This is a genomic window from Kosakonia sp. Marseille-Q7440 (genome assembly GCF_965119485.1).
In genome coordinates this window covers 1293525-1315881 of the sequence record NZ_CBCPLT010000001.1, presented here as the reverse complement: position 1 = coordinate 1315881, position 22357 = coordinate 1293525, and the positions used below count along the sequence as shown (strand labels likewise).

The window sequence follows — 22357 nt, the reverse complement described above, 5'->3', positions numbered from 1 at the left end:
GATTATGACTCTGATGCAACTCAACACGCTGCCTGAGCGCATCCGCGCGCATAAACAGGCGCTGATCTCGATTGTAAAACCGCCGATCTGCACCGAACGCGCGCTGCACTACACGCAGATTTATCAGCAACATATGGATAAGCCTCTGCCGGTGCGCCGCGCGCTGGCGTTAGCCCATCACCTGGCGCAGCGCACTATCTGGATCAAACATGACGAGCTGATTATCGGCAACCAGGCAAGCGAAGTGCGCGCCGCGCCGATCTTCCCGGAGTACACCGTTTCCTGGATTGAGAAAGAGATTGATGATTTGGCCGATCGCCCCGGCGCAGGCTTTGCGGTCAGCGAAGCGAATAAGCGCGTTCTGCATGAAGTCTGCCCGTGGTGGCGCGGCCAGACGGTGCAGGATCGCTGCTACGGCATGTTTACCGACGAGCAGAAAGCCTTGCTGGCGAGCGGCATTATCAAAGCCGAAGGCAATATGACCTCCGGCGATGCACACCTGGCGGTGAACTTCCCGCTGCTGCTGGCAAAAGGGCTGGATGGTCTGCGTGAGCAGGTGCGCGAGCGCCGCACGCGGATTGATTTGACGCAGCTTGCGGATCTGCACGGTGAGCAGTTCCTGAAAGCGATTGATATCGTGCTTGAGGCCGTCAGCCTGCATATTGTGCGTTTTGCCGACCTTGCGCGCACCATGGCGGCTGACGAGTCGCGCGAAAGCCGCCGCGACGAGCTGCTGGCCATCGCCGAGAACTGTGAGCTTATCGCCCACCGGCCGCCGCGCACCTTCTGGCAGGCGCTGCAACTCTGCTATTTCATTCAGTTGTTGTTGCAGATTGAATCCAACGGCCATTCGGTGTCGTTTGGCCGAATGGATCAGTACCTCTACCCCTTCTGGCGTCGCGATGTGGAGCTGCAACAGACGCTGCACCGCGAGCAGGGCATTGAGCTGTTGCAGAGCTGCTGGCTGAAGCTGCTGGAGGTGAACAAAATCCGCTCCGGCAGCCACTCGAAAGCCTCGGCGGGCAGCCCGCTCTACCAGAATGTCACCATCGGCGGGCTGGCGTGGCACAACGGCCAGATCCGCGACGCGGTTAACCCGCTCTCCTACGCCATCCTCGAATCCTGTGGGCGGTTACGCTCCACTCAGCCCAACCTCAGCGTGCGCTATCACGCCGGAATGAGTGACGATTTTCTCGATGCCTGCGTGCAGGTGATCCGCTGCGGGTTTGGCATGCCGGCGTTTAATAACGATGAGATTGTCATTCCGGCCTTTATCGCGCTGGGCGTGGAGCCTGCTGATGCTTACGACTACGCGGCAATTGGCTGCATCGAGACCGCCGTCGGCGGCAAGTGGGGCTACCGCTGCACCGGCATGAGCTTTATTAACTTCGCCCGCGTGATGCTGGCGGCGCTGGAGGGCGGGCGCGACGCCACCAGCGGCAAAGTTTTCCTGCCACAAAAAGAGGCGCTGTCGGCGGGCAACTTCCGCCATTTTGATGACGTGACAGAAGCATGGGATCGGCAGATCCGCTACTACACGCGCAAATCGATTGAGATTGAGTATGTTGTCGACACCATGCTTGAGGAGAACGTGCCGGATATCCTCTGCTCGGCGCTGGTCGACGACTGCATTGAGCGGGCGAAGAGTATTAAACAGGGCGGCGCGAAGTATGACTGGGTCTCCGGCCTGCAAGTAGGCATCGCCAACCTTGGTAACAGCCTCGCGGCGGTGAAAAAGTTAGTGTTTGAGCAAGGCCTTATCGGCCAGCAGCAGCTGGCAGAGGCGCTGGCGGCGGATTTCGACGGCCTGAGCCACGAACAACTACGCCAGCGGCTTATTAACAGCGCGCCGAAGTATGGCAATGATGATGAGAATGTTGATGCCCTGCTGGTACGCGCGTATCAAACCTATATCGACGAGCTGAAGCAGTATCATAACCCGCGTTACGGACGTGGGCCGATTGGCGGCAAATATTACGCCGGTACGTCGTCGATCTCCGCCAACGTGCCGTTTGGCGCGGCAACCATGGCCACGCCGGACGGGCGCAAAGCCCATACGCCGCTGGCGGAGGGGGCAAGCCCGGCGTCCGGCACCGACCATCTTGGGCCGACGGCGGTGATCAACTCAGTCGGCAAACTGCCGGTTGGCGCGATCCTCGGCGGCGTGCTGCTTAACCAGAAGCTTAACCCCTCCACGCTTGACAATGACGGCGACCGGCAGAAGCTGATGGCGCTGCTGCGTACCTTTTTTGAGGTGCATAAAGGCTGGCATATTCAGTACAACATTGTCTCGCGCGAGACGCTGCTCGCCGCGAAGCAGCACCCGGATCAGTACCGCGATTTAGTAGTGCGCGTCGCCGGGTATTCGGCGTTTTTTACCGCCCTGTCGCCGGATGCGCAGGACGATATTATTGCCCGCACCGAACATACGTTGTGATGTTAAGGTTAGAAACCATTCCGCTTTAACCAGGCATTTCGCATTGCAGGAAGGCGGCAAGGTGGCGCATCCCCGGGAGTTTACAAAAAGTAAATGACCGGGGTAAGCCACCGCAGCCAACACACCTGCGACTCGAAAGACGACGGTTAACTTTCGAATGAAATAAAATTTGTGCTTCAGGTCTCATTCTCTCTAGAATGTTGCTCCTCGTTATGACATTCAGGAGCGCTATATATGACCGTCAAAGTTATCGTCACTGATATGGACGGAACTTTTCTTGATGACGCCAAAAAGTACGATCGCACGCGGTTTATGGCGCAATTCGAGCAACTCCAGCAGCGCAATATCGAATTCGTGGTCGCCAGCGGCAACCAGTACTACCAGCTCATCTCCTTCTTCCCGGAGCTTAAGGATCGTATCTCCTTCGTCGCCGAAAACGGCGCGCTGGTCTACGAACACGGGCAGCAACTGTTCCACGGCGAACTGACCCGCCACGAATCCCAGGTGGTGATGGGCGAGCTGTTAAAAGGCGGCGGTATGAACTTTGTCGCCTGCGGGCTTGAAAGCGCCTATATCAACGAAGCCGCGCCGCACGAGTTTGTCGATCTGATGGCGGAACACTACCACCGTTTAAAGCCGGTGCGCGACTTCACGCAGATTGACGATACGCTGTTTAAATTCTCCCTGAATCTGCCGGACAGCGAGATCCCGGCGCTGGTTGATGAGCTGCACACCTCCCTCGACGGGATTATGAAACCGGTGACCAGCGGCTTCGGCTTTGTCGATCTGATTATCCCCGGCCTGCATAAAGCCAACGGTATTTCGCGTCTGCTCAAGCGCTGGAACCTCTCCCCGCAGGCATGTGTGACGCTGGGTGACAGCGGAAATGATGCCGAGATGCTGCGCATGACCGACTACTCTTTCGCCATGGGCAACGCCACCGACGCGATTAAAGCCATCGCTCGTCACCAGACCGATGACAACAACCACCACGGCGTGCTGAATGTGATTCAGGCCGTGCTGGATAACACTGCCCCGTTCGACCGCTGATCCCCTGCCGACGCCCCGCCGTCGGCACTCTCCCTCTGCCTTTTCCCGCTTTGTGCAATCCATCAATTTTTTAAACTTGCATTAACTTATTTTTAACTTAGATTGTCATTTGTAATCTTAATTACTTTCGAATGAAAGACAGAGGTACCTATGACGTTTACCCATGAAACCCTTCCTGCCGACCACAAAGCCGCCATCCGCCAGATGAAACAGGCGCTGCGTGAGCAAATTGGCGATGTACAACAGCTCTTCGATCAACTCAGCGCGCGGATTAGCGAGCGCGTGGAGGAGATTAAGGCGATAAAAGCACGCGGCGAATCCGTCTGGCCGCAGCTGAACTATGCCGATATCGCCGCCGGGCGTGTAACCGAAGCGCAGCGCGCGTTGATCAAACGTCGCGGCTGCGTGGTGATCAAAGGCCATTTCCCGCGCGAGCAGGCGCTGGGCTGGGATCGCGCGATGCTCGACTACCTGGCGGAAAACCATTTTGATGAGGTCTATAAAGGCCCGGGCGACAGCTTTTTCGGCACGCTGGACGCTTCGCGCCCGGAGATCTACCCCATCTACTGGTCACAGGCGCAGATGCAGGCGCGCCAGAGCGATGAGATGGCGGCCGCGCAATCTTTCCTCAACCGGCTGTGGCGGTTTGAGAGCGAAGGCCGCGCGTGGTTTAACCCCGATATCAGCGTCATCTACCCGGATCGCATTCGCCGCCGCCCGCCGGGCACCACCTCGAAAGGGCTGGGCGCGCATACGGATTCCGGCGCGCTGGAGCGCTGGCTGCTGCCCGCCTATCAGCGCGTCTTTGCCAACGTCTTTAACGGCAATCTGGATCAGTACGATCCGTGGGATGCGGCGCACCGCACCGAAGTGGAGGAGTACACGGTTGAAAACACCACTAAATGTTCGGTGTTTCGCACCTTCCAGGGCTGGACGGCGCTGTCGGATATGATCACTGGTCAGGGGTTGCTGCACGTGGTGCCGATCCCCGAGGCGATGGCCTACATTCTGCTGCGCCCGCTGCTGGATGACGTGCCGGACGATGAGCTGTGCGGCGTCGCTCCCGGCCGAGTGCTGCCGGTTTCAGAGCAGTGGCACCCGCTGCTGATGGAAGCACTGAGCAGCATTCCGCCCCTTGAAGCGGGCGATTCCGTCTGGTGGCACTGCGATGTGATCCACTCAGTCGCCCCGGTGGAAAACCAGCAGGGCTGGGGTAATGTGATGTATATCCCCGCCGCCCCGCTGTGCGAGAAGAACCTGGCTTATGCCCGCACGGTGAAGATTGCGCTGGAGCAAGGTGCTTCCCCCGGCGATTTTCCGCGCGAGGATTATGAGCGCGACTGGTCAGGCCGCTTCACGCTCAGCGATCTGAATGCGCACGGTAAGCGTGCGCTTGGGATGGAGAGTTAAGCATCATACAGCCCGTCGCCGGCCACGGCGGTGCGTCGCTGTCCCGGACGTATCCGCCGCACCGACTCGCGCACTGCCAGCGTGCCGTTTAACAGCAGCGAGCCGGTCGGTGCCTGTGGGCGGATCAGGCGCTGCTGCAATAGCTGCACCGCTTCTGCGCCAAGTTCATCACGCGGAACATGCACCGCGGTGAGCGGCACATCCTGAATCGCCGCGAGGTTAAAGGCGTCAATACTCATCACCGACACATCCTGCGGCACGCGCAAACCCCGCTGGAGCAGCGCCTGCACCGTCCCCTGTGCCATAAAATCCCCGCTGACCAGAAACGCGGTCGGCGGCGTTTTGTTCGCCGGATCGTCCAGCCACTCCGCCACCCGCAGCGCCGCCTCTTTAGCGCTAAAACTGGGTACGGTGATGAGATCCCGTTTGCTGTTAAAGCGCAGGTTCTGCTGCTGCCACGCTGCTTTAATGCCTGCGAGACGCAGATCCATAGTGTAACGGCGCAGGCACATCACATTCACCACATCGCGGTGGCCCATATCAAAGAGATAGCGGGCGGCAAACTCGCCGATGGTGCGGTGATCCGGCGCAATGGAAGGCAGGCGCATACGCCCATCGCGGCAGTTGATCAGCACGCAGGGTTTGCCGATATCCGCCGCCAGCTCATGAATATGGGTATCGTCGATGCCGAGCAGGATTGCCGCCTGGGTCTCTGGCGCATTCATACGCGCCAGAAATTCATTGGCGTCGCTGTCCAGCTCCTCCAGCGCGCAGTAGCGCAGCCGCACGTCGTGTGGCTCCAGCGCTTTATTGATGCTCTGAATCACTCGGTAGTAGAAGATATCGGAGCGCTCATCAAAGGCGCGCTGCGGCGCAAAGACAATCAGGTTATTGAGCAGCAGCCGTCCGGCGGCAATCCCCTCCATCACCCCCAGTTCACGGGCGCAGGCCAGCACCGCCGCGCGCGCTTTTTCGCTGGTGTTGGCTTTTCCCGCCAGCACCCGCGAAACGGTGCTGGTCGACAGATTTGTGCGCCGGGCAATTTCGCTGATTTTGAGCTTTTTATCCATTCTGTGATCTTGCTCCGTTTGTGAAATGGGAAAATTTTCATAGGACGGAAAGCCTGTTATTTATGGCTTTGATTGCAGTGTGCCGCAATATTTGGCTGCTTGATGAGAATCCTTGCACAAAATCGACTTTAGCCGCGCTTTTTTCTCCCCTACGGTAAATGTGTCATACAACTTCCATACTAGTTGTGTGTGTTCTTAAGACAAAAACCAAGAAAAAAATCATCACGCGCGCCTGGCGGTATAACAACTTTTCACCCGGCCGCGATAACGCAACGTCCCTACAAAACGATGAGCGGAGAACACCATGAGCCAGGGGATTAACAACGACGTGGCGGCCACAAGTAGTCGCCGGATCTTCAAAAAATTACGCTGGTGGATGCTGGTACTCTTTCTGTTTGGCGTGACGGTGAACTACATCACCCGTAACTCGCTGGGTATCCTCGCACCGGAACTGAAAACCAGCCTCGGTATTACTACCGAACAATATTCATGGATCGTCGGCGCATTTCAGCTGGCGTATACCCTGTTCCAGCCGCTGTGTGGCTGGTTAATCGATGTGATTGGCCTGAAAGTGGGCTTTATGGTCTGCGCGATCATCTGGGCGCTGGCCTGTATGTTCCACGCTGGCGCAAGCAGCTGGATCCATCTGGCGATTTTGCGCTTTACGATGGGCGCGTCGGAAGCGGCGGCAACGCCCGCTAACGCCAAAACCATCGGCGAGTGGTTCCCGAAATCGGAGCGTCCGGTCGCTGCGGGCTGGGCGGGCGTCGGCTTCTCCATCGGCGCGATGCTGGCACCGCCAATTATCTACTTCGCCCACGCCTCGTTTGGCTGGCAGGGGGCGTTTATGTTTACCGGCGTGCTGGCGCTGCTGTGGGTGATTTTGTGGTGGGCGTTTTATCACAACCCGGACAAGCACCCGAACCTGAGTCGCGAAGAGCTGGCCTTTATTCAGCAGGATAATGAGCCGCCAGCGGTGAAACTGCCCTTCCTCACCGCGCTGAAAAACGTATCCAAAAACAAACGCTTCTACGGCATCGCCATTCCGGCGTTTATGGCGGAACCGGCGTGGGCGGTGCTGAGCTTCTGGGTGCCGCTCTATCTGGCGAAAGAGCACGGCATGGATCTGAAACAGATTGCGATGTTCGCCTGGCTCCCCTTCCTCGCCGCCGATCTCGGCAGCGTCGCCAGCGGCTATCTCACTAAACTCTATACCCGCTGGTTCGGCTGCTCGCGCGTCAACTCGGTAGTTGCCAGTTCCCTGACCGGCGCGTTCCTGATGATCTCGCTGGCCATTGTGGCGATCACCCGCGATCCCTATATCACCATTGTGCTGATCTCGATTGGCGGCTTCGGCCACCAGATCATCTCCTGCATGTTGAGCGCGCTGGTGGTTGAGTCATTCGACAAAGGCCAGATGGCAACCGTCAACGGCATGCGCGGCTCGGCGGCGTGGATCGCCAGCTTCCTCTTCTCACTGCTGATTGGTGTTACCGCCGACAAGATTGGCTTCAACCCGCTGTTTATTGCCATGGGTTTCTTTGACCTGATTGGCGCTATTTTCCTGGTGGCATTTATTGCTGAACGTCGCGCAAAACGCGCCTGATTGTGGAAGTCTGCTATGAAAACGCTGAAGAACTGGACGTTACAAAAACAGAGCGCTCATCACGTTGAGCTATTGGTTGATGAGCAACATACGCTCTGCCTCTATGTGCTGGAAGCGAACCTGTTTCGCGTGCTGATTAAGCGCAAGGGCGAACTGGCGCTGGCGCGCACCTGGAGCATCGCGCCAAAGGATGATGTGCCGTGGGAGGGGCGCAGCCGTGAGGATCTGAGCGGTTTTAGTCTGCCCGCGTGGAAGCTTAAACAGCAGCAGGGGACGCTGACCGTTGAGAGCGAGCAACTGCGAGTGACGGTGCACCAGCCGTTATGGCTGGAGTGGCACTACCGTAATGAAGCGGGCGAGTGGCAGTGGCTGGCAGGCGATCGCCCGACCAGCGCTTATCAAATCAATGCTCACGGTGACGGCGTGGCGCACTACCTCAGCCGTCAAAAGGAGGAGCGTTTTTACGGCCTCGGCGAGAAAGCGGGCAACCTGCAACGTACCGGCCAGCGCTATGAGATGCGCAACCTCGATGCGATGGGCTACAACGCGGCGAGCACCGACCCGCTCTATAAACATGTCCCTTTCACCCTCACCCGCCGGGATGATGTCAGCTACGGGCTGTTTTACGACAACCTCAGCAGCTGCTGGCTGGATCTCGGGAATGAGATCGATAACTACCACACTGCCTATCGCCGCTGGCAGGCAGAAGCGGGCGATATCGATTACTACATTTTTACCGGCGCGCGCGCGCTGGATGTCACCAAAGCCTTTGTGCGCCTGACGGGCAAAACCCTCTTCGGGCCGAAGTGGAGCCTTGGCTACAGCGGCTCGACCATGCACTACACCGATGCGCCGGATGCGCAAAACCAGCTGATGAACTTTATCCGCCTGTGTGAAGAGCATGCAATCCCCTGCGACTCGTTCCAGCTCTCATCAGGTTACACCTCGATCAACGACAAACGCTACGTCTTTAACTGGAACTACGACAAAGTGCCGCAGCCGAAGGTGATGAGCCAGGCGTTTCACGCTGCCGGGCTGAAGCTGGCGGCCAATATCAAACCCTGCCTGTTGCAGGATCACCCGCGCTATCACGAAGTGGCGGAAAAAGGGCTGTTTATCCGCGACTCGGAAAACCCCGGGCCGGAGCGCTCCAGCTTCTGGGATGACGAAGGTTCGCATCTCGATTTCACCAACCCGCAGACCATTGCCTGGTGGCAGGAGGGCGTGACTACGCAACTGCTGGAGATGGGGATCGACTCCACCTGGAACGACAATAACGAGTTTGAAGTGTGGGATGGCGAAGCGCGCTGCGCGGGCTTCGGTCAGGAGATCGCCATCAAGCATATTCGCCCGGTGATGCCGCTCCTGATGATGCGCGCCTCGATGGAAGCGCAGCAACGTTTCGCGCCGGACAAACGCCCCTATCTGATCTCCCGCTCAGGCTGTGCCGGGATGCAGCGCTATGTGCAAACCTGGAGCGGCGATAACCGCACTAACTGGCAGACGCTGCGCTACAACACCCGCATGGGGCTGGGGATGAGTTTGTCCGGGCTCTATAACGTCGGGCACGATGTCGGCGGCTTCTCCGGCGATAAGCCCGATGCCGAGCTGTTTGTGCGCTGGGTGCAAAACGGCGTGATGCATCCGCGTTTTACCATCCACTCGTGGAATGATGACCAGACGGTAAACGAGCCGTGGATGTACCCGGCGGTTACCCCTGCAATCCGTAGCGCCATTGAGCTGCGCTACCGCCTGCTGCCCTATCTTTACACCCTGCTGTGGCAGGCGCATGCCGATGACGAACCGATGCTGCGCCCGACCTTCCTCGATCATGAACACGATGCGCAGACCTTTGAGGAGTGCGACGACTTCCTGCTCGGGCGCGATCTGCTGGTCGCCAGCGTTGTTGAGCCGGGCCAGCGCGAGCGCGCGCTCTGGCTGCCCGATAATGAGAGCGGCTGGTACGATTTTTATACCGGGGCGTGGTACGCGCCAGGCCAGTGGGTGACGCTGGATGCACCGCTGGAGAAGTTGCCGCTGCTGGTGCGCGCTGGTGCCGGTTTACCGCTGAGCGATCGCATTCGTCATGTGGAGGCGAAAAGCGACACCTTCCGCGAACTGCAACTTTTCCCGCTGAAAGGCACCGGGCGCTCCAGCGGCCTGCTGTTTGAGGATGATGGCGAGTCGTGGGGTTATAAAGAGGGCAATGCGCTGTGGTTAAGCTGGGAGATGGTCTGCGACAGCGAAACCATTAACCTTGAGGTTACCGCAAGCGGCGATTACCGCCCGGCGTGGCAGACGCTGAATGTTACCTTGCCCGCCGGGGAAAAGCGCCGGTTAGTGATTAACGGCGAGCCGGCAACGGCGTGGTCATTCAGGTAAAAAAATGCCGGATGGCGGCTTCGCCTTATCCGGCCTACAAAAGCAGAGCGATACCGTAGGCCGGATAAGCGTTTACGCGCCATCCGGCATCGGCTCCTTCGCCGGATGGCGGCTTCGCCTTATCCGGCCTACAAAAGCAGTATCGATCCCGTAGGCCGGATAAGCGTTTACGCGCCATCCGGCATCGGCTCCTTTGCCGGATGGCGGCTTCGCCTTATCCGGCCTACAAAAGCAGTAACGATCCCGTAGGCCGGATAAGCGTTTACGCGCCATCCGGCAATGTGTTCCTTTATTTACCTAAGTATTTCGCGTTGCAGGAAGGCGGCAAACCTGAGTATCCCCGGGAGCTTACTGAAGTAAGTGACCGGGGTACGACGGTGCAGCCAACGCACCTGCGGCGTGAAAGACGACGGTAAATTTATTCGATGCCTTTGGTACGCAAATAATCTTCATAGTTACCGGTGAAATCGACCACGCGCTGCGGCGTAATCTCAATCACGCGGGTTGCCAAGGAGCTTACGAATTCACGGTCATGCGAGACGAAAATCAGCGTGCCCTGGTACATCTCCAGCGCCATGTTCAGCGATTCGATCGACTCCATATCCAGGTGGTTGGTCGGTTCGTCCATAACCAGAATATTCGGTTTTTCCATCATCAGCTTGCCGAACAGCATACGGCCCTTCTCGCCACCAGAGAGCACCTTCGCCGGTTTCTTGATATCGTCCTGGCTGAACAGCAGACGACCCAGGATGCTGCGCACCGCCTGCTCGTCATCGCCCTCTTGCTTCCACTGGCTCATCCAGTCGAACACCGTCAGATCGTTATCGAAATCCGCCGCGTGATCCTGCGCGTAGTAGCCGATGCGGGCGTTTTCCGACCACTTCACCGTGCCGCTCTCTGGCGTAAGCTCGCCGACCAGCGTTTTCAGCAGCGTGGTTTTACCGACGCCGTTAGTACCGAGGATGGCGACTTTCTCGCCCACTTCCATCAGCATATTGAAGTTTTTAAACAGCGGGCCGTTATCGAAGCCTTTCGTCACCTGCTCTACTTCCAGCGCGTTACGGAACAGTTTCTTATCCTGCTCGAAGCGGATGAACGGGTTCTGACGGCTGGAGGCTTTCACCTCGTCGAGCTTGATCTTATCGATCTGGCGGGCGCGGGAAGTTGCCTGACGTGATTTAGAGGCGTTGGCGCTAAAGCGGCTGACGAAGGATTGCAGTTCGGCAATCTGTGCTTTCTTCTTGGCGTTATCCGACAGCAGACGCTCGCGCACCTGGGTGGCGGCAGTCATGTATTCGTCGTAGTTGCCCGGGTAGACGCGCAGCTCGCCGTAATCGAGATCCGCCATATGGGTGCAGACCATGTTCAGGAAGTGACGGTCGTGCGAAATGATGATCATGGTGCTGTCACGCTCGTTCAGCACCTGCTCCAGCCAGCGAATGGTGTCGATGTCCAGGTTGTTGGTTGGTTCATCGAGCAGCAGAATATCGGGGTTAGCGAACAGGGCCTGCGCCAAAAGCACACGCAGCTTCCAGCCGGGGGCGACTTCGCTCATCGGGCCATAGTGCTGCTCTACGGGAATACCGACGCCGAGCAGCAGTTCGCCCGCGCGCGCTTCTGCCGAGTAGCCATCCATTTCGCCATACAGCACTTCGAGATCGGCCACTTTATAGCCATCTTCTTCGCTCATCTCGGCGAGGCCGTAAATGCGGTCGCGCTCCTGCTTCACTTCCCACAGCTCGGCGTGACCCATAATCACGGTGTCGAGCACGCTGAAGGCTTCGAAAGCGAACTGATCCTGGCGCAGCTTACCGATGCGCTCATTCGGATCGAGAGAGACGTTACCCAGCGACGGCTCTAAGTCGCCGCCGAGGATCTTCATAAAGGTGGATTTACCGCTCCCGTTCGCGCCGATCAGGCCGTAACGGTTGCCGCCGCCAAATTTGACGGAAATGTTTTCGAACAGCGGCTTACTGCCGAACTGCATGGTGACGTTGCTGGTGACTAACACGGCGATATCCTGAAATATGTGACAAACGCCATAGTATGCCACAATTCCGAATTAGATTCTTGCCCCCTGTACTGCCGCTACACTGCAAACAACGGGAAAAAAGTGTGATTTCGTCAACATCTGAATTCCCTGGACGGGGGAATGCACATATAATGCGCTTCCTGCATTCTCAACCCAACGGCCAGTGTGGCAATAATCTCGCACAACATGAATATGAAATTAAGAACTCTCTTCGCGGCGGCCTTTGCTGTCGTGGGATTTTGCAATAGCGCGTCTGCTGTGACTTATCCGCTGCCGACTGATGGCAGCCGTTTGATCGGTCAGAACCAGGTCGTAACCATTCCTGAAGGCAATAACCAGCCGCTGGAATACTTTGCGGCTGAATACCAGATGGGTCTCTCCAACATGCTGGAAGCTAACCCGGGCATTGACGCCTATCTGCCGAAAGGCGGCACGGTAATGAACGTTCCGCAGCAGCTGATCCTGCCGGATACCGTTCATGAAGGGATTGTGATTAACAGTGCGGAGATGCGCCTCTACTACTATCCGAAAGGCACCAACACGGTGATCGTGCTGCCAATCGGTATCGGCCAGTTGGGCAAAGATACCCCGATTGCCTGGACCACCAAAGTCGAGCGTAAAAAAGCCGGTCCGACCTGGACACCGACGGCAAAAATGCACGCCGAGTATCAGGCAATGGGTCAACCGCTGCCGCCGGTTGTTCCGGCAGGCCCGGATAACCCGATGGGTCTCTACGCGCTCTATATTGGCCGCCTGTATGCAATCCATGGTACCAACGCCAACTTCGGTATCGGCCTGCGCGTGAGCCACGGCTGTGTGCGTCTGCGTAACGACGACATCAAATTCCTGTTCGAGAACGTGCCGGTCGGCACCCGCGTGCAGTTTATTGATGAGCCGGTAAAAGCGACCACCGAACCGGATGGCAGCCGCTATATCGAAGTTCACAACCCGCTCTCCACCACCGAAGCGCAGTTTACCGGCGGCGAAATCGTGCCGATCGCGCTGACCAAAGCGGTGCAGGCGGTGACCAGCCAGGCGGACGTTGATTCAAGCGTTGTTGACCAGGCGATCCAGAACCGTTCCGGTATGCCGGTACGTCTGAACTGATTTACGGTCGGTTTGAATGCCGGATGGCGCTGCGCTTATCCGGCCTACAACTGATTTAAAAAGCGGAGCTTCGGCTCCGCTTTTTTTATGTTGATTGCCGGATGGCACAAGCAATCAGTGTTGATGTATCGCGTAGGCCGGATAAGGCGTAGCCGCCATCCGGCAATAATAAAAACAGCGCTTTTATCCGTGGTTAACCACAATCACCCCGCCGTGATCGTAGCGGTAATGGCAATGGGCATACTCCAGCGGCGTGCCATCTTCCAGGTAGATAACCTGTTCCACCTCCAGCACCGGATCGGTCTCGTCGCAATTGAGGTACTGCTTATCTTCTTCGCAGGGCTTCAGCGCGCGGACAATGCGGTACGACCCCATGATTTTTAGCGCCAGATCGTCCTGCACATAGCGAAACACCGAGCTTTCGAGATGGCTGCGATTGAGCCCCGGCACCAGGTTTACCGGCATCAATGTGAACTCCAGCGACACCGGCTCGCCCTCCAGCAGACGCAGGCGCACAAAGTCATACACCGGCTCATCCGGCCCCACCAGCAGCGAGGCCTGCTCCTTTTCACTGGCAAAACGCAGATCGAAGCGCACGATCTTGCTCGTCACTTCACCAACGTTCTCCCAGGTTTTGGTGGCACCAAAATAGTCGCTGCCCGGCAGATCCCAGCGCGACAGCTGGAGGAAGTTTTTGCGGATAAAGGTGCCCTGCCCCTGGCGGGTATAGACCAGCCCCTCAACAATCAGCTGACGCATCGCCTGCTGGATGGTCATGCGGCTGGTATTAAACTCCGCCGCCAGCGCGAACTGATCCGGCAGCGGCGCGCTGGCAGGATACTGCTGGCTGAGGATGCGCCGCTTAATTTCCCGCGCGATGGTGATATATTTTGCCGCCATGACCCGTCCCGGTAATTTAATCTATCCCATTGTTTCTTAAGGCCACTCTCTCGGCAATTTTGAGGAAAGGCAGGTAGAAGAATACACCAAAGATGATGATTATCAACTGAACCACTACCGCCCGCCAGTCGCCCGCCGTCGCCAGCCAGGCGCTTAAAATTGGCGGTGTCGTCCACGGGATCATCACCACGCAGCGCGCCATCCAGCCCATCGTGGTGCAGAACCAGGCGAACCAGATACCCAGCGCCGGCAGCAGCACAAAGGGGATCATCAGCGGCAGGTTAAAGACAATTGGCAGGCCGAAAATCACCGGTTCGTTGATGTTGAACAGCCCCGGTGAAATGGCCAGCCGCGCTACCTGCTTTGCCGACTGCTGCCTGGCAAAGATAAAGATAGCGATCAGCAGCGACAGCGTGCTGCCGGTGCCGCCAATCATGCCGAAGGTCGGCACAAAAATGCTGTTGATGATATGCGGGATCGGCTGGCCGTTGGCGAAGGCGAGCATATTCTCATTGGTGTTAATCAGCAGCAGCGGTTCGAGAATCACGCCGTTGACCACCGTCTGGTGAATGCCGAGCGTAAAGAGGAAGTTGCCGAAGCTGTAGATAAACAGCGTGCCCGGCAGGCTGGTGTTGATCTGGCGCAGCGGCTGTTGAATCAGGGTGGTGATGAGATGGATCAAATCCGTATGCAGCAGGTTCGCCAGCAGCGCCGCCACCATCGCGAAGATCGACAGGGTGATGATGGTCGGGATCAGCGCCGAGAAGGATTGCCCCACCGCCGACGGCACATTATCGCCGAGGGAAATGGAGAAGCGCTTCACGCTGGCGACGCGGATAAACAGCTCCGTCGAGAGCAGGCCGATAATCACCCCGGCGAAGATGCCGGTGGTGCCGATATTGGCAAACGACAGCATCTGCGCGACGCTCACCGTGGTTTTACTCCCCACCGGCACCACGTCCAGCTGCATCGGCATCATGATAATAAAACTGGCAATCGCAATGACTACCGCCGAGACCGGGTTGCCGAAGTTCTTATTGCGCGCCAGCGACCAGGCGGTCATTGGCGCAATCAACAGGGCCGCGATATTCAGCGTGCCGTTAATGACCGCTTCGCCCCACACCTTAAAGCGTGCCAGCGTCTCGCCCTCCAGCACCCAGGGGAAAATGACGTTATTGATCAACACCGCCAGCCCGGCGAGGATGAAAATCGGCATCACCGCCGCGAACGCGTCGCGCAGGGATCGCAGATGCACCTGGTTTGCCAGGCGGGCGGAGAACTCCACGAACTTATCGACGAATAACTGCATTTTCGGCGTGATTTTTGTCTCAGACATTGCGCTGCCCTCTTATCACTGCGTTACATGTCACGCCCGTTGCTACGGATCACCCGTTGCAGCCAGCGGTAGCTCTTTTTCGGTACGCGTCGCATATCTTTCAGGTCGTGGTTATCGCGGTTGACGTAGACCACGCCGTAGCGTTTACGCATATCGCCCTGGGAGCTGAGGATGTCGATAAGCCCCCAGCCGAGATAGCCAATCACCTGCGCGCCATCTTCAAACATCGCATCCTGCATCGCTTGCAGGTGATCGCGGTGATAGGCAATGCGGTACTCATCATCAATCGGGTTGACGCCGTCCCACTCCTCAATCACGCCGATGCCGTTCTCAATCGGGAAGACCGGCAGCCGCCAGTCGTTGTAGTAGCGGGTAATGATGGCGCGAAAACCGAGCGGATCGATCTGCCAGCCCCACTCTGTCGCTTCAAGATAAGGATTGGGCTTGTCGCCTTCATGCAGGTAGTAGTTGACCGGCGTATCCGTGCCAATGGCGTCGCTGTCCAGCGTTTTGCTGGCGTAGTAGCTAAAGGCCATAAAGTCGTTTTTGACGCGCGCAATCTGCGCCAAATCCTCATCACGGTAGATATCGCCGAAGCCCTCTTTCTCCACTACAGCCATTACCGCCGGGCTGTACCCCTGCCCGGCGTAGACGCGCAGCAGGTTCTGATTGAGGAATTCGTCATACTGCATGGCGCAGAAGATATCGCGCGGTTTGCAGGTAGCCGGGTAGATCAGCTGGTGCGCCAGCATGCCACCCATTAATTTGCCGGGCTGGGTATCGTGCAGATAGTGGGTCAGCAGCACGTGCGCCATCATCACATGGTGCTGGATCTGGTAAAGCTCGCGCAGGGTTTTCTCGCCCTTCAGGTAGCCGCCAACCTGAAACGCGCCGGGCATATGGTAGATATTCTGCTCGTTGAAGGTGAGCCAGTACTTCACCTTGCTGCCGAAGCAGTCGATCATCTTCTGGCCGTAACGCACAAAGGCGTCCAGCACGTGGCGATCGACAAAACCGTTATACTTTTCTGCCAGCGCCAGCGGCATATCGAAATGGTAGAGGCAGACCATCGGCTCAATGCCGCGCGCCAGAAGACCATCAATAAAGCGCGCGTAAAAATCGATGCCCTCCTGATTAAATTCACCGTCACCCTCAGGGCAGACGCGGCTCCAGGCGATCTGAAAGCGGTAGCAGTTCATGCCCAGATCCTGCATCAGGTCGAAATCTTCCTCGTAACGGTGATAGGAGTCGGTGGCGACTTTCCAGTCGGAGGCAAATTCGCTGGCTTCGCGGATATCGTAGACCGACATTCCTTTTCCGCCCTCATTCCACGCCCCTTCGGTCTGCATACTGGAGACCGAGTTACCCCATAAAAAGCCGGTCGGTAATGTTCTGCTCATTGCGCTTTCTCCATGACTAGTCATTTCGTATATATGACTAGTCATATAGCGAATGGCGAAAAAACAGGCAAAGAGAGAAGCGCGGTTTTGTGACGCTTTTCGAAAGAATTGTGTGAAACGGGAGAGATGAGCGGTGCAAAGTGCAGCAGGCCGGATAGCGTTAATGCTTATCCGGCCTGTGCTTTATTTCTGAGGGTAAATTACTGCTGATTCAGTTGATTACGGCGATACTCGCCCTGGCGCTCCAGCATCCAGCCGGGGTATTCGCCAGGCAAGGCGCTGACGGCACCAAGCTGTTTAAGCTCCTCGTCGCTCAGCTGCACGCTCGTTGCGGCGAGGTTATCGTCAAGCTGTTCCGGGCGTTTCGCGCCGATAATCACGCTGGTCACCGCCTGCTGATGCAGCAGCCAGGCCAGCGCGATTTGCGCCACGCTGACGCCTTTGCTGTCGGCGATAGCACGCATCACATCCACGCAGTCGAAGGCGCGATCTTTATTCACCGGCGGGAAGTCAAACTCCACCCGGCGACCGCCCGCTTCAGCTTTGCCGTCACGGCCATATTTGCCGCTCAGCAGGCCGCCCGCCAGCGGGCTCCAGACCATCAGCCCGACATTTTCGCTCTGCATCATCGGCACCAGCTCGCGCTCCAGATCGCGTCCGGCAATGGTGTAATAAGCCTGTAGCGAAGCAAAACGCGCGAGGCCGAGGCGTTCGGAGATGCCCAGCGCTTTGGCAATCTGCCATGCCGCCCAGTTGGAGACGCCGATATAGCGCACATGCCCGTGCTGCACCAACGTATCGAGAGCGTAAAGCGTCTCCTCCATCGGCGTCGCCGGATCAAACCCGTGCAACTGGTAGAGATCGATATGATCGAGTTGCAGGCGCTTGAGGCTCGCTTTCACGCTCTGAATAATGTGAAAGCGCGAACTGCCGCGCGAATTGACGCCTGCGGTGCCGGTTTCACCAAACACTTTGGTAGCGACCACCACATTCTCGCGCGGCACCTTCAGGTTTTTTAACGCCTGGCCGGTGATCTCTTCCGAGCGTCCGCCGGAGTAAACATCAGCGGTATCAATAAAATTGATCCCGGCATCAAGGGCGCGACCAACCAGCTCTTCAGCCTGTGCCTGCTGCAGCTGGCCGATTTTGCCCCACATATCCTCCTGACCGCCGAAGGTCATGGTGCCGAGGCAGAGTTCAGAAACAAACAGTCCGGTATTGCCCAGTTTTTTGTAGCGCATGGTAGCGTCTCCTCATCGGTTTTTTGACGCAATCAGTTATACGCTCCGTGCCTGCGCGGCGAATGTGGGGATCCTGCCTGTTTCTTGCCCCATCCTCTGATTATCCGCGCGGCGCGTCGCCAAAGACTTTGTAATCAGGCAGTTGCACGTTCTGGTACGGCTCCCAGCCGCCGCCGAGGGCTTTGTAGAGCGCGACGAGATCGAGGCTGCTCTGCACCCGCGCCTGCTCGCGCTGCTGGCTCGCCTGCGCCAGCTGGCGCTGGGCGTCGAGCACATCGAGGAAGCTGGCAATCCCTTTGCGGTAGCTGTCGCTGGCCAGCGAAAAGGCGTTCTGCAACGCTTCCAGCGTCTTATCGAGGCTCGCTTCACGCTGCTGATCGGCACGGTAGCTGACCAGCGCATTCTCGACATCGTTCAGCGCACTGAGCACCGTCTGGCGATAATTGAGCACTGCAGCACCCTGCTGCGCGCGCGCCAGCTTGACGCTCGACACCAACCGTCCGCCCTGGAAAATAGGGATCGAGACCTGCGGGCCAAAGCTGTAGAAGTGGCTGCTCCAGTCCGTCAGCCAGTTGGTTTCGCTATTGCGCAGACCAAACTGGCCGCTAAGCGTCAGGCTCGGGAAGAGCTGTGCGACGGAGACGCCAATTTGCGCGGTCGCCGCATGCAGCGTCGCTTCCGCTTCGCGCACGTCCGGGCGACGGCGCGCTAAAGTGGAGGGAATGCCGGTTGGCACCACGTCCGGCAAGGCCGGGAGCGGCTGCGTGCCGCGCAGTTCGCTATCCAGCGCACCCGGCGTTTTGCCGAGCAGCACCGCCAGCGCATTCATCGCCTGGCGCTCCTGCGCCTGGTACTGCGGCAGCTGCGCTTCAAGGTTCGCTGCCTGGGCGCGGGCATTCTCCACATCCAGCTGCGGCGATAGCCCGCCCTGCTGGCGATTTTGCGTCAGGGTTAAAGTCTCCTGCGCACTCTGGATCTGCGTATTGAGTGAGGCAATGATGCTCTGCGCGCCGCGCAGTTGCAGCCAGGCGCGCGCCACTTCCGCTTCCAGCGACACCAGCGCATCGTTGCGCTGCTCAATCGCCTGCTGCTGCTGGGCGGTGGTAGCCTCAACCTGACGGCGCACTTTGCCCCACAAATCCAGCTCCCATTGGGCATCAAAGCTGCCCTGGTAGAGATTGACCGGCTGAGTTAACGCGCCGAGCGCGCCGCTGACCGCCGGGTCGGCATTCTCCAGCTGGCCGTAGACATCATGGGATTTCAGCTCCCCTTCCAGCCCCAGTTGCTGGCGCGTCGCCTGTAGCGAGCCGTTCACCGCCGGCAGAAACGCGCCGCCCGCCTGGTTGATCTGCTCACGGGCACCGGCAATGCGCAGCACCGTCTGTTGCAGGGATAAGTTACCGGCAATCGCCCGTTCGATCAGGCTGTTAAGCTGCGGCGAGTTAAAGGTCGTCCACCAGCGCGGGTTGACCGCCTGCGGCGTCGCCCGCGACTTCACCGACGCATCACCCGGATCGTTCCAGCGCGCCGGAGTTTGCGGCTGCGCGGGCTGGTAATCCGGCCCGACCGCGCACCCGGCAAGGCACAGTGACAAAAAGGTAACGGGAAAATGACGCCATGCCATATTAATGTGCTCCTGCGCTGCCTTCGCTCTTGATCGGCGAAAGCAATAGACAAAATGGGATCAACAGAACCGCCACCACACTCAGGATGGTAAAGACATCGATGTAGGCCAGAATGCGCGACTGGGCGACCATCGCTTTGTACATCTGTCCGGTGGCGTTAGAGAAGGGATCGCCCGCCAGGCTGGTGAAGTTGCGCACCGACTCCGCCATTGACCGCAGCGCCAGCTGGAACTGCTCATTAAACGGCGACGTATGTTCAGAGAGGTGCGACATATGCGCCTGCGAACGCTCGGTGATCGCCGCCGTTGAGAGCGAAATGCCGATCGATCCCGCCACGTTACGAAACATAGTAAACAGCGCCGCCGCATCAGCATTGAGTTGCCGCGGAATGGTGATAAAGGCGATGGTGGTAAGCGGCACAAACAGGAAGCCCAGCCCGATCGACTGCGCACTGCGGAACAGCACCAGCGTTTCAAAATCAACATCCGGGGTTAGCGAGCGTGTCCACCAAAATGAAGCGGCCAGGCAGAAGAAGCCGAAGGCGATGATCCAGCGCGTCTGCACCACCGGCATCAGCTTCAACACCAGCGGAATGGTTAACACAATCAATATGGCACCGGGCGAGAGCACCAGCCCTGACCAGGTAGCGGTGTAACCGAGATCCTGCTGCGCCAGCTGCGGGATCACCACCGAGCTGCCATAGAGGATCATCGCCATCCCGGCCATCAGCAGGCTGGAGACGGTAAAGTTTTTATCGGCCATGCAGCGCAAATCCACCACCGGCTTTTTGGCGTACATCAGCCAGTAGATCGCGCCGACAATCCCTACCGCCGTCAGCACCGCAAAGATGCGGGTGAAGTCGGAGTTAAACCAATCCTCATCTTCGCCGCGATCGAGCATCACCTGCAGGCAGCCAAGCCCGAGGGCGATCAGGCCAATGCCCGGCCAGTCGATGGAGAGTTTCTGTTTTGATTTACGCTCCCACGGCGGATCTTCCAGCAGCTGGTAGATCGCCAGCACCGTAACGATGCCCACCGGGATATTGATAAAAAAGACCCAGCGCCAGGAGTAGTTATCGGTGATCCAGCCACCCAGCGTCGGGCCGAGCACCGGCGCGACGATAATGGCGATGGAGGAGAGACCAAAGGCTTTGCCGCGATCTTCCGGTTTGAAGTAATCCAGCAGCACCGACTGCTGCGTCGGTTGCAGGCCGCCGCCGAAGAAGCCCTGCAAAATACGAAACAGAATGATCTCCCACAGCTCGGTGGCGATACCACACAAAAACGAGCAGACGGTAAACATCACAATGCAGATAAGGAAAAACTGTTTGCGGCCAAAGGTACGGCTAAGAAAAGCGGAGATTGGCAGCACAATACCGTTCGCCACCAGGTAGCTGGTCAGCACCCAGGTGGATTCGTCATAACTGGCGGAGAGTGACCCGGCGACGTGCGGTAGCGCTACGTTGACGATGGTGGTGTCGAGGATCTCCATAAACACCGCGAGGGTGACGACCCACGCCACCGCCCACGGGTTACTGGCCGGACGCCAGTTTTCATGACTGTGGTCGGTCATTCCAGCGTAACCTTCGGTTCAACAGAGAGGCCAAGCGGTAACGGTTTGTTCGGATCCAGCCCCTTATCAATGACGATCTTCACCGGCACGCGCTGAACGATCTTCACAAAGTTACCGGTGGCGTTTTCCGACGGGAAGGCGGCGAACTTCGAGCCGCTCCCCTGCTGGATACTGTCGACATGCCCTTCCAGTTCCAGATCCGGCCAGGCATCGACGGTGACCGTCACTTTATTACCCGGACGCATGCGCTCCAGCTGCGACTCTTTAAAGTTCGCCGTCACCCACACCTCCTGGGAGACCAGCGAAAAGAGCGCGCTTCCGGCCTGCACCAGCGTGCCGGTTTGCACATTACGCTTGGTGACATAACCATCGAACGGCGCGCGGACGTTAGTCCATGAGAGGTTGAGGTTAGCGGTTTCCAGCTGCGCTTTCGCCTGCGCGACCTGCTGCTCGCGCGCCTCGACGTTGGTCTCCTGCTGGCGGATCTGCAACTGCACCTGCTCGGCCACTTCCAGTTGCGCCTGCGCGCTGGCAAGCTGCGCCTGGGCACTGCGCAACTGCGCATTAGCGGTATCAATGTTTTGTTGGGTGGTCGCGCGGGGATCGACACCGCGTTGACGTTTGTAAGCGGCTTCAGCGTTAGCCAGATCGGCCTTCGCTTTCAGTACCTGCGCGCGGGCTTCATCCCGCTGCGCCGGGTACTGCACTTTGGAGAGCGCGAGCTGCGCCTGCGCCTGGTGAAGCTGCGCGGTCGCCAGCCCAAGCTGGGCCTGCGCCTGATCGCGCTGGGCGGTAGCATCGCGCGGATCGATCACTACCAGCAGATCGCCCTTTTTCACCCGCTGGTTATCTTTCACCCGCAGATCGGTGACGTAGCCCGCCACTTTCGGCGCAATGGTCACCGCATCGCCGTCGGTGAAGGCGTCATCGGTGGTCTCCTGGTTGCGGGTTAATAACCACCACACCAGCGCCACAACAACCATCACTACGACGACAATGCCGAGAATAATCAGCGGCTTCTTTCCGGGGCGTTTGCGGGGTTTGTCGTCTTGCTGCTCTTTTTCGTCGTCCTGAACGTCGTCAGGTTGAGTTCTCTTTTCTGCCATAATCTCGCAACGTTCCTGTCAGGTAACGGCGCCGAGGGTGCGCCGTTTACTAAACTTAGGCGGTTGCTATACATTTGCCAGGA

The 22357-nt window shown here is 58.2% G+C and carries 15 protein-coding genes; 6 read left to right on the top strand and 9 right to left on the bottom strand.

Features of this window, described 5'->3' with window-relative positions; translation table 11 throughout:
* Positions 1 to 4: 4 nt before the first annotated feature.
* The 3 genes from ACWPW2_RS05960 to ACWPW2_RS05950 all read left to right on the top strand — a co-directional run bounded on the left by ACWPW2_RS05960 (position 5) and on the right by ACWPW2_RS05950 (position 4897).
* Positions 5 to 2437, top strand: a complete 2433-nt coding sequence (locus tag ACWPW2_RS05960; protein ID WP_454121871.1) for a formate C-acetyltransferase/glycerol dehydratase family glycyl radical enzyme — start codon at positions 5 to 7, stop codon at positions 2435 to 2437.
* A 234-nt stretch (positions 2438 to 2671) separates the two neighbouring features.
* A complete protein-coding gene (locus tag ACWPW2_RS05955) occupies positions 2672 to 3487 on the top strand; it encodes a Cof-type HAD-IIB family hydrolase (protein WP_454121870.1) in 816 nt (271 codons plus the stop codon).
* Positions 3488 to 3637: 150 nt separating this feature from the next.
* On the top strand, positions 3638 to 4897 hold the full coding sequence (locus ACWPW2_RS05950; protein ID WP_454121869.1) for a DUF1479 domain-containing protein: 1260 nt from the start codon (positions 3638 to 3640) through the stop codon (positions 4895 to 4897).
* Here ACWPW2_RS05950 and ACWPW2_RS05945 read toward each other — a convergent pair.
* Entirely contained in the window at positions 4894 to 5967 is a 1074-nt protein-coding gene (locus tag ACWPW2_RS05945; RefSeq protein ID WP_200134047.1) for a LacI family DNA-binding transcriptional regulator, read from the bottom strand. The two genes, ACWPW2_RS05950 and ACWPW2_RS05945, sit on opposite strands and share 4 nt — an antisense overlap.
* Before the next feature lie 304 nt (positions 5968 to 6271).
* Between ACWPW2_RS05945 and ACWPW2_RS05940 the strand changes: the two genes are divergently transcribed.
* Both ACWPW2_RS05940 and ACWPW2_RS05935 read left to right on the top strand, forming a co-directional pair.
* A complete protein-coding gene (locus tag ACWPW2_RS05940; RefSeq protein WP_023481536.1) occupies positions 6272 to 7573 on the top strand; it encodes an MFS transporter in 1302 nt (433 codons plus the stop codon).
* A gap of 15 nt (positions 7574 to 7588) precedes the next feature.
* Positions 7589 to 9955, top strand: coding sequence for a glycoside hydrolase family 31 protein (locus ACWPW2_RS05935; RefSeq protein ID WP_454121868.1), 2367 nt, complete (start codon positions 7589 to 7591; stop codon positions 9953 to 9955).
* A 418-nt stretch (positions 9956 to 10373) separates the two neighbouring features.
* On the opposite strand, the gene ACWPW2_RS05930 is transcribed toward ACWPW2_RS05935, so the two are convergent.
* Complete coding sequence (locus ACWPW2_RS05930) at positions 10374 to 11966, bottom strand: ABC-F family ATPase (RefSeq protein WP_023481823.1); 1593 nt, start codon at positions 11964 to 11966, stop codon at positions 10374 to 10376.
* Between the two features lie 207 nt (positions 11967 to 12173).
* Between ACWPW2_RS05930 and ldtB the strand changes: the two genes are divergently transcribed.
* Positions 12174 to 13094, top strand: a complete 921-nt coding sequence (ldtB, locus tag ACWPW2_RS05925) for a L,D-transpeptidase (protein ID WP_023481393.1) — start codon at positions 12174 to 12176, stop codon at positions 13092 to 13094.
* A gap of 183 nt (positions 13095 to 13277) precedes the next feature.
* Here the strand turns inward: ldtB and ACWPW2_RS05920 are convergent, their stop codons facing one another.
* The 7 genes from ACWPW2_RS05920 to ACWPW2_RS05890 form a co-directional block, all read right to left on the bottom strand.
* On the bottom strand, positions 13278 to 13994 hold the full coding sequence (locus ACWPW2_RS05920; RefSeq protein ID WP_054804087.1) for a GntR family transcriptional regulator: 717 nt from the start codon (positions 13992 to 13994) through the stop codon (positions 13278 to 13280).
* A gap of 16 nt (positions 13995 to 14010) precedes the next feature.
* Complete coding sequence (locus tag ACWPW2_RS05915; RefSeq protein WP_454121867.1) at positions 14011 to 15330, bottom strand: PTS sugar transporter subunit IIC; 1320 nt, start codon at positions 15328 to 15330, stop codon at positions 14011 to 14013.
* 23 nt (positions 15331 to 15353) lie between these two features.
* Positions 15354 to 16730 carry a glycoside hydrolase family 1 protein gene (locus tag ACWPW2_RS05910; protein ID WP_279792083.1) on the bottom strand — a complete coding sequence of 459 codons (1377 nt, stop codon included), beginning with the start codon at positions 16728 to 16730 and terminating at the stop codon, positions 15354 to 15356.
* A gap of 200 nt (positions 16731 to 16930) precedes the next feature.
* Positions 16931 to 17971: an aldo/keto reductase gene (locus tag ACWPW2_RS05905; protein ID WP_454121866.1), complete on the bottom strand. Its 1041-nt coding sequence runs from the start codon at positions 17969 to 17971 to the stop codon at positions 16931 to 16933.
* Positions 17972 to 18071: 100 nt separating this feature from the next.
* Positions 18072 to 19595 (bottom strand): efflux transporter outer membrane subunit, encoded by a 1524-nt coding sequence (locus ACWPW2_RS05900; RefSeq protein ID WP_124969010.1) that lies wholly within the window; start codon positions 19593 to 19595, stop codon positions 18072 to 18074.
* A 1-nt stretch (position 19596) separates the two neighbouring features.
* Complete coding sequence (locus tag ACWPW2_RS05895; protein ID WP_076769596.1) at positions 19597 to 21168, bottom strand: DHA2 family efflux MFS transporter permease subunit; 1572 nt, start codon at positions 21166 to 21168, stop codon at positions 19597 to 19599.
* Positions 21165 to 22274, bottom strand: a complete 1110-nt coding sequence (locus ACWPW2_RS05890) for an HlyD family secretion protein (protein WP_076769595.1) — start codon at positions 22272 to 22274, stop codon at positions 21165 to 21167. The genes ACWPW2_RS05895 and ACWPW2_RS05890 overlap by 4 nt, the downstream gene beginning before the upstream one ends.
* Positions 22275 to 22357 lie beyond the last annotated feature (83 nt).

What these genes read in the sequence shown, in the direction of transcription:
- ACWPW2_RS05960 (WP_454121871.1), top strand. Translation starts at nt 5, where the DNA reads ATGACTCTGATGCAACTCAACACGCTGCCTGAGCGCATCCGCGCGCAT.
- ACWPW2_RS05955 (WP_454121870.1), top strand. Translation starts at nt 2,672, where the DNA reads ATGACCGTCAAAGTTATCGTCACTGATATGGACGGAACTTTTCTTGAT.
- ACWPW2_RS05950 (WP_454121869.1), top strand. Translation starts at nt 3,638, where the DNA reads ATGACGTTTACCCATGAAACCCTTCCTGCCGACCACAAAGCCGCCATC.
- ACWPW2_RS05945 (WP_200134047.1), bottom strand. Translation starts at nt 5,967, where the DNA reads ATGGATAAAAAGCTCAAAATCAGCGAAATTGCCCGGCGCACAAATCTG.
- ACWPW2_RS05940 (WP_023481536.1), top strand. Translation starts at nt 6,272, where the DNA reads ATGAGCCAGGGGATTAACAACGACGTGGCGGCCACAAGTAGTCGCCGG.
- ACWPW2_RS05935 (WP_454121868.1), top strand. Translation starts at nt 7,589, where the DNA reads ATGAAAACGCTGAAGAACTGGACGTTACAAAAACAGAGCGCTCATCAC.
- ldtB (WP_023481393.1), top strand. Translation starts at nt 12,174, where the DNA reads ATGAATATGAAATTAAGAACTCTCTTCGCGGCGGCCTTTGCTGTCGTG.
- ACWPW2_RS05920 (WP_054804087.1), bottom strand. Translation starts at nt 13,994, where the DNA reads ATGGCGGCAAAATATATCACCATCGCGCGGGAAATTAAGCGGCGCATC.
- ACWPW2_RS05915 (WP_454121867.1), bottom strand. Translation starts at nt 15,330, where the DNA reads ATGTCTGAGACAAAAATCACGCCGAAAATGCAGTTATTCGTCGATAAG.
- ACWPW2_RS05910 (WP_279792083.1), bottom strand. Translation starts at nt 16,730, where the DNA reads ATGAGCAGAACATTACCGACCGGCTTTTTATGGGGTAACTCGGTCTCC.
- ACWPW2_RS05905 (WP_454121866.1), bottom strand. Translation starts at nt 17,971, where the DNA reads ATGCGCTACAAAAAACTGGGCAATACCGGACTGTTTGTTTCTGAACTC.
- ACWPW2_RS05900 (WP_124969010.1), bottom strand. Translation starts at nt 19,595, where the DNA reads ATGGCATGGCGTCATTTTCCCGTTACCTTTTTGTCACTGTGCCTTGCC.
- ACWPW2_RS05895 (WP_076769596.1), bottom strand. Translation starts at nt 21,168, where the DNA reads ATGACCGACCACAGTCATGAAAACTGGCGTCCGGCCAGTAACCCGTGG.
- ACWPW2_RS05890 (WP_076769595.1), bottom strand. Translation starts at nt 22,274, where the DNA reads ATGGCAGAAAAGAGAACTCAACCTGACGACGTTCAGGACGACGAAAAA.